Raw genomic sequence first — 7,599 nt, forward strand, 5'->3', positions numbered from 1 at the left:
CAATGTCGCAATCTGGTGTAGCTGCACGTCATCAAACACTTGATAAGGCGCCAACCCATGTTGATCCGCCAATTGCCGTCGCAAATCGCGCAGTGGCGCAACAATGCTTTCGTCGATGATTTCGTTGTGTAATGGATTTTCATAGTAATGCCGGCGCTGAAAATATCTTGGCGGCACAAAGTGAAATTCCGCATCTCCGGTCAAGATTTGGCGAGCACTGTCGTTTAATGCCAAGCAATCTTTATAATCACCATGTAAGCGAACATAGTGACGACGCCATAGCTCGATAAACATCTGCTGCCAGAACAAGGTGTTATGTTCCCGACCAATGCCATAGACACTAAGGTGATGATGCCCTCTTTCAAAGACGATTTTGGCACGCGCGCCCCGCAGAACTTTCACTAGGTAACCAATGCCATTCGCCTGCCCCGTACGGTAGATGGTGGAGAGCGCCTTTTGTGCGTCCACCTTGGCCCCTTGTGCCTTACGCGGCCAGGCACAATTGTCACAGTGACCACAATGAGTGCTGGTTTCACCAAACGCGGCAAGCAAATGCTTTCGCCGACACTCGTGGGTGGTTGCCATCCCAACCATTTGTCGCATAAATTGCACGTTTCTTCGCTTTCGGTCACTGGGTGCGTTGCTGTCGGCGAGCCACCTCAGCTGCGTTTGTATGTCCTTCACTCCATACAGCAGCCACGCATCCGCTGGCCTGCCATCACGCCCAGCCCTTCCAATCTCCTGATAATAGGCTTCCACCGAACGCGGGATCCCAAGATGGGCGACAAAGCGAACATTGGGCTTATCCACCCCCATGCCAAAGGCAATGGTCGCCACAATAATTGGCACATCACCGTCCAAAAAGAGTTGTTCAACTCGACGTCGCTGTTCAGCATCCAATCCTGCGTGATAACCGACAACTGACAAGCCTTTATTTTTTAGAAATAAGGTGATTTGCTCCACTTCTCGACGCGTTTGGCAATAGACGATACCCGCATGTTGTCGATGCCGGGCACAAATAAAATCATAAAGCTGCTGGGCAGCATTTTGACGCGGCTGCATCCACAGAAAAAGGTTGGGACGATCGACACTACCAATAAAGGTGCGGGCATCATGAAGCCCAAGTTTGTCCAATATAGCTTGCTGACAATCCGGTGATGCGGTGGCCGTCAGGGCAACTTTTGGCACTCGCGGAAATGCGTCAAGCACTTCGCCGAGCCGTGCATATTCTGGTCGAAAATCAAATCCCCATTGCCAGATGCAGTGCGCCTCATCAATCGCAATCACAGACAAGTCTATCCGTTGCAACGCTCGACGAAGCTCCCATGACATGGCACGCTCCGGTGACGTAAACAGAATATCTATGGCGCCTGCGCTGAGCGCTGCCAACACATCCTGCTCTTCTTGCCAGGACATACCGGAGTGCAAGCACGCCGCACGAACACCAATGGCATGCAAACGTCGTTGTTGTTGTTCCATCAAAGCAACCAGCGGCGAAATGACCCAACCGGTTCCCGGCCGAGCCAATGCTGGCAATTGGTAACACAACGACTTGCCCGCCCCAGTGGCCATCACAACCAGCGCGTCCCCCCCAGAAAGCACGTGCTCAATAACGGCTTTCTGCCCGGGGCGGTAATCGGTGAAACCAAATACATCATGTAATACAGCAATCGCGTCAGTCGTTTTCATTGACCGCTTATAAAGAAGTGCAAAAAGGTACTAACCAGGACGCTTGATAGGCCGGTATAATGGGCGACGCTTTCAATTGTCACGATTTTTTCGCACATTATGCATCAAAGTTCCGGCAACTGGAAATTGGGGTTAGCACTGGCTCTCACAACAGCGTTGATGTGGGGCTTGCTGCCCATCGCGGTCAAAGATCTGCTCGTCGTCTTAGACCCATGGACCATCACCTTTTATCGTTTCGCGGGGGCGGCAGTGCTTATGGGCTACTTGCTCTGGCGGCGGCATCAACTGCCCCGACTTAACAACCGCTCCTGGCGGTTTTGGGCTTTGCTCGGTATCGCCATTGTCGGGCTCTGTGCGAATTACATTTTGTTCTTACTCGGTTTGGAGAGAACCACGCCAGCCACCACACAGGTGCTTATCCAATTAGCGCCCATGCTGTTATTACTTGGTGGGCTGTGGTTGTTTAAAGAGAGGTTCAGCCGCATCCAGTGGGCGGGCTTCCTGACGTTTGTGGTCGGCCTTGGCTTGTTTTTTAACCAACGACTCCCAGAAGTGCTGGCGATGCATTCGACTTACGCTTGGGGAAGCCTGTTGGTCGTGGGGGCTGCCATCACATGGGCCGCGTATGCACTGGCTCAAAAGCAACTGCTAGTGCACCTGTCCTCATTTGGCATCATGTGGCTAATTCTCTGCGTTGGCAGTGCCGGATTCGTGTGGCTTGCGGATTTAGGCAGTGTGGCCAAACTCGACATAGTTGGCTGGGGGATGCTCGTATTTTCCAGTCTAAACACTGCCATTGCTTATGGCGCATTTGCCGAGGCACTCGCCCACTGGGAAGCCTCACGGGTGAGTGCTGTCTTATCCCTCACACCCGTCATCACCGTCATTTGTCTTGAGATATTGTCTTGGATTTTTCCTGCTCGTTTCACGCAGGAGCCGCTCAACTTTTTAACAATCTTAGGCATTTTTGTGGTGGTTGCCGGTTCAGCGATGACGGCCTTGGGGAAAGCAAAAACGGTGGACGCAACCTCCGACACCACATCACCTGCCAGCATGACCGCGAAATCAAAGGCATGAAACACGACAATATTGATCATCAACACATCTGGCATCCGTACACAACGCTACCGCCCCACTATCCCAACTTAAGGGTGAAAAGCGCGGAAGGTGCGGAAATCCTGTTGTCTGACGGACGTCGTTTGGTCGATGGCATGGCCTCTTGGTGGAGTGCCATTCATGGCTATAATCATCCGGTCTTGAACAAGGCCGTTGTCACACAGCTGCAATCAATGGCGCATGTGATGTTCGGTGGCCTGACTCATGCTCCCGCCGAAAATTTGGCCAAACAATTATTGGCCATGCTGCCGCCGCCGCTCGAATGCCTGTTTTACGCAGACTCCGGTTCGATTGCTGTGGAAGTGGCGCTGAAGATGGCCATTCAATATTGGCGTTCCGGCGCCCAACCTAAACCACATAAGTCCCGCGTGGCCACCATTCGCTATGGGTACCACGGGGATACTTTTGCCACCATGGCGCTCAGCGATCCCGAAAATGGCATGCACCGCATCTTTCGCGATTGTTATCGGACGCCTTTGATTGCCGAAGCCCCTATCACCAGAGACAAAAACGACTGGTTTTCAGATCCTGCGCGGGATGATAGCGACATTGCTGACATGGCGAGACTGCTGGAGTCGCACCACGAAGAAATCGCCGCTGTCATACTTGAGCCCATCTGTCAGGGCGCAGGTGGCATGCGGTTTTATTCACCGGTTTTTTTGCGAAAGTTACGCGCACTCTGCGACCAATATGAGATCCTGCTCATTTTCGACGAGATTGCCACTGGCTTTGGACGCACTGGCAAGTTGTTTGCTCTGGAACACACCGAACAGGACGGAACAATGGTGATTCCAGATATCCTCTGCCTCGGCAAAGCATTGACCGGCGGCTACATGACGCTCGCCGTCACCGTCACCACGCGCCACATTGCCGAACGAATCAGCGAAAGTGGTCCGCTCATGCATGGACCAACGTTTATGGGGAACCCTCTGGCCTGTAGCGTGGCAAGTGCCAGTTTGCAAGTCCTATCAGAGCGACCATGGCAAGATGAGGTGGGACAAATTGAGCATCATTTTCGGGAAACCTTAATGCCCCTCGCTGATTCGCCATACGTTCGCGAAGCGCGTGTCTTGGGCGCCATTGGCGTGATTGAAACCCGTGACCCGATTGATCTGGCCGAAGCGACGCCATTTTTCGTCAAGCGAGGCGTCTGGCTTCGGCCATTTGGTCACTTATTGTACGCCATGCCCCCCTATTGCATCTCACCGGAAAGTCTGCGACAGCTGACTGATGCCATGGCCGACTGGGTCGAGGCTCATACCTGACGCCTTAAAAACACCCATTTGGTGTCCGTCGACTGTTCCGGATCAAACGCATAGCCACCAAGATCAAAGCCCTTGAGGGCTTCAGGCGTCTCTGCCTTGACCTGCGCGGCATAGCGAACCATCGCCCCCCGAGCCCACTTGGCAAAGAAGCTTATGATCTTGTAACCGCCATTCTTCCAATCTTTGAATACCGGCTCGACCACCGGCACCGGCAATTTCCGCCAATCGATCGCCTTGGCATATTCATTCGACGCAAGATTGACTACGGCTGGCACTGATTGTGCTTCTATTTCCTTTATCACATGCTCGGTCAATGGCTCGCGCCAGTAGGCATACAGATCGTCACCAGCCGGATTCGCCAATTTTGTGCCCATTTCCAGCCGATAGGCCATCATCAGATCATCGGGGCTCAGCACACCATATAATCCGGATAAGATGCGCAAATGCGCAAACACATAGCTGAGTTGGTCCTCAGAAAGGTTTCGCACATCAAGGCCACGGTAAACATCACCCGTAAACGCAAAGATGGCGGGTCGGGCCATCTCTTCATCAAACGGCACTTTCCACTGTGCATAGCGCGCAGCATTCAATTGTGCGAGCTTGTCGCTAAGCTTCATCAACCGCCCCAGCTCCGCTGGCGCCATCGGACGCAAAATCTCGACTAAAGCTTCAGCTTGTTTCAGAAATTGCGGTTGGCGCCACGTCCCTTTCGGGGTCGGCGTATCAAAGTCAAGCGACTTTGCAGGCGAAACAAACATTAACATCGCAACGATTACTCCTATCACTGTCAGCGCCGAACATGATCTTGTGTTTATCAAGAGATTGCAACCACTTGGCGAAAGTGTCTATGGTTGCTACATTGGCATGAAGGTATGACCGGAGGAGCTATCGTAATGCGCTTTCTTAGCACCGTACTTGGCTTTTTGTTGCTCGTTCCGATGGCGAATGCTGACACCCAACGCTTTTGGCGACTGCACGATGTCCAGCTGCCCATCTCAGCCATTGATGACGCGGCACAACTGAGGGAGGCGATCGCACCACTGTTGCTCGACAATTTCGCAACCGACACAGAGGTACTTCCTTCGCTCAAAGTTGTCCATAAACATGCGCCCAAGGGCGGCCCTATCGTGATTCGTTTCGCTCAGCAATTTGATGCGGTTCAGGTCAGTAACGCTCGCTTGGCACTTGTGCTCTCACCGACCGGGCGTGTGACCGCGCTCAGTGGACAATGGGCGAAAAAGGCACCAAATGGCCCCTGGCAAGCGCGGCTTTCTCCAGCTACGGTCGCGGTGAAAGCGCTTGAACTCGCCTCAGGCATCCACTTCGACAAAAACTTGCTTGAAGAAGACAAAAGCCTCCAAAAATACCGGAACGATTCTCAAACCTCTTGGTTTTATCTCAAGCGCCCATTGCCTAACAAAGTGGAACTCGATCGTAATATTCGCATTCGGAAGTATTGGTGGCTGGACGACAATGATGTGCTTGTTCCTGCCTATGGTGCTGAAGTCCTGATTCGCGCACAGGGGCAACTAAACGGACAAGCAATAGTCATACATGCGTTGAATGGCCAAACGCTCAGTCAACGCCAACTAACCCACGATGCAAGTTTCTCTTACCGTGTCTGGGCAGACAACACAGCCACCAAATGGCCATTGGCTGGGCCGCAAGGCGACGGTTATTTCCCGCACCCGACTGGTCAACCGGATGGCACCACTATCACGCTTGTTCCGTCAGTGCTCAGCACCCTGGCGCATGGTCCCATTTCGACAAATGATGATTGGTTGAGTGCCAATACAACACGTCTGAATGGCAATAATGTCCATGCGTACGCAGATCTGGTGCAGCCCAGTGGGCTCGATGTTGCTGCTGGCGATCACGAGGTTTTGGTGTCGGCACCGGGACAGTTCGACTTCGACTACATTTTTGGCCTTGAGCCATTAAATTCACAACAAAACCGAAATGCCGCACTAACTCACGCATTCTATGTCACCAATTTTGTCCATGATTGGTTGTACGATTTCGGTTTCAATGAAGCCGCTGGCAATGGCCAAGCCAATAATTACGGCCGTGGCGGTTTCGAAGGCGACCCGGTGCTCGTCGAAGGGCAAGACTTCGAGAATCGTAATAATGCCAATATGACCACCCCCGGCGATGGCTCACCTGGTGTGATGCAGCTTTTCTTGTGGGATGGGAAAGTCACCGCATCCGCAGAAGTGGCAACACCGGCCTCCCTGGCGGGCACATACGCTGTCGGCCACGCCCTATTTGGCCCAAAGGACTTCGATGTCAGTGCTCAGTGGGTGCTTTACGATGACGGTATCACCGATCCGAATGAAGCGGACGCTACGCCACATGATGCGTGTGAAGCCCCAACTCCCGAGAATGCTCAGAAATTACAGGGCAATATCGCTGTTATCGACCGTGGTGCCTGTTTTTTTGTCGATAAAGTGGATCGAGCGCAACAAGCGGGCGCCATTGGCGTTGTCATCATCAACCATAAAACCAACGAAACGGTCATCAATATGGGCGCCACCGACAATCCACCCACGATTAATATCGGCAGTCTCATGCTCAGCCAGGCCGACGGCGCCCCCATCAAAGCCGCATTGCAAAATGGCACCATAGTGACCGGTCGTTTGTTTCGCGACACTGATGTTGACTTGGATTCAGCCCTAGATACGTCATTGGTCGTCCACGAGTACGGACATTTCTTGAACAACCGCCTCGTTTCATTTCCGCAAACCCAGTCAAGCGGCATTGATGAGGGCTTATCCGACTTTCTGGCCCTGATGTTTCTTGTCAAACCGGAAGATGAGGCCAATATTGACGGGGCCTTCCCCGTGGCAACTTATGTCAGCTCCGGACGTGGAAACGACAGCGCTTATTTTGGTATTCGTCGGCAACCATACTCCACTAATTTCGCCATCAATGATCTCACCTTCAAACACATTGAAAATGGTGTTCCATTGCCTGGTACCGCACCAACCGCCTATGGGCTGGACGGCGCCGACAATGCTGAGGTGCACGCCACCGGTGAAATCTGGGCCAATATGCTATGGGAAGGTTTCGCCGGATTGGTGAAAGATGATCGCTATACATTGACCGAAGCTCGAGATCAAATGATGCGCTACCATATCGCCGCATTAATGGCGATGCCCAACAACCCCACATTTGTCGAAGCCCGCGATGCCTACCTGGCAGCAGCCGAGGCCGTCAGTCAGGCAGACCGGCAAATACTGCTGAATGGATTCGCAAAGCGGGGACTCGGAGTAGGCGCCGTAGCCCCAGATCGGTTCGACGACAATAATGCTGGCGTGGTGGAAAGCTTTGACAACGGGATCAGAACCGCACCGACAGCAGAGGCCGGCCCCGATCAAACCGTGACCGAAGGTGACACGGTGACACTGGATGGTTCAGGTTCTAGTGACCCTAACGGGACCATTGTCAGTTACCGCTGGATACAAACGGCTGGCCCAGACGTTAACTTGGAAAACGCAGATCAAATGATCGCTCGCTTTGTCGCGCCAGA

At 53.0% G+C, this 7,599-nt stretch carries 5 protein-coding genes; 3 read left to right on the plus strand and 2 right to left on the minus strand.

Annotated features, from left to right (window positions below):
• The coding region (locus tag D6694_14055; GenBank protein RMH36246.1) for a RecQ family ATP-dependent DNA helicase at window positions 1–1,689 on the minus strand (1,689 nt) is incomplete at its 3' end.
• Between the two features lie 99 nt (window positions 1,690–1,788).
• Here D6694_14055 and D6694_14060 point away from each other — a divergent pair.
• Complete coding sequence (locus D6694_14060) at window positions 1,789–2,766, plus strand: DMT family transporter (GenBank protein ID RMH36242.1); 978 nt, start codon at window positions 1,789–1,791, stop codon at window positions 2,764–2,766.
• A complete protein-coding gene (bioA, locus tag D6694_14065; GenBank protein RMH36243.1) occupies window positions 2,763–4,070 on the plus strand; it encodes an adenosylmethionine--8-amino-7-oxononanoate transaminase in 1,308 nt (435 codons plus the stop codon). The genes D6694_14060 and bioA overlap by 4 nt, the downstream gene beginning before the upstream one ends.
• Here the strand turns inward: bioA and yaaA are convergent.
• Window positions 4,061–4,834 (minus strand): peroxide stress protein YaaA, encoded by a 774-nt coding sequence (gene yaaA / locus D6694_14070; protein ID RMH36244.1) that lies wholly within the window; start codon window positions 4,832–4,834, stop codon window positions 4,061–4,063. The genes bioA and yaaA overlap by 10 nt on opposite strands.
• Window positions 4,835–4,963: 129 nt before the next feature.
• Between yaaA and D6694_14075 the strand changes: the two genes are divergently transcribed.
• A partial coding sequence (locus D6694_14075; protein ID RMH36245.1) for a hypothetical protein occupies window positions 4,964–7,599 on the plus strand: 2,636 nt, incomplete at its 3' end.

The organism is Gammaproteobacteria bacterium, from assembly GCA_003696665.1.
Lineage (GTDB): Bacteria > Pseudomonadota > Gammaproteobacteria > Enterobacterales.

What these genes read in the sequence shown, in the direction of transcription:
- D6694_14060 (RMH36242.1), top strand. Translation starts at nt 1,789, where the DNA reads ATGCATCAAAGTTCCGGCAACTGGAAATTGGGGTTAGCACTGGCTCTC.
- bioA (RMH36243.1), top strand. Translation starts at nt 2,763, where the DNA reads ATGAAACACGACAATATTGATCATCAACACATCTGGCATCCGTACACA.
- yaaA (RMH36244.1), bottom strand. Translation starts at nt 4,834, where the DNA reads ATGTTAATGTTTGTTTCGCCTGCAAAGTCGCTTGACTTTGATACGCCG.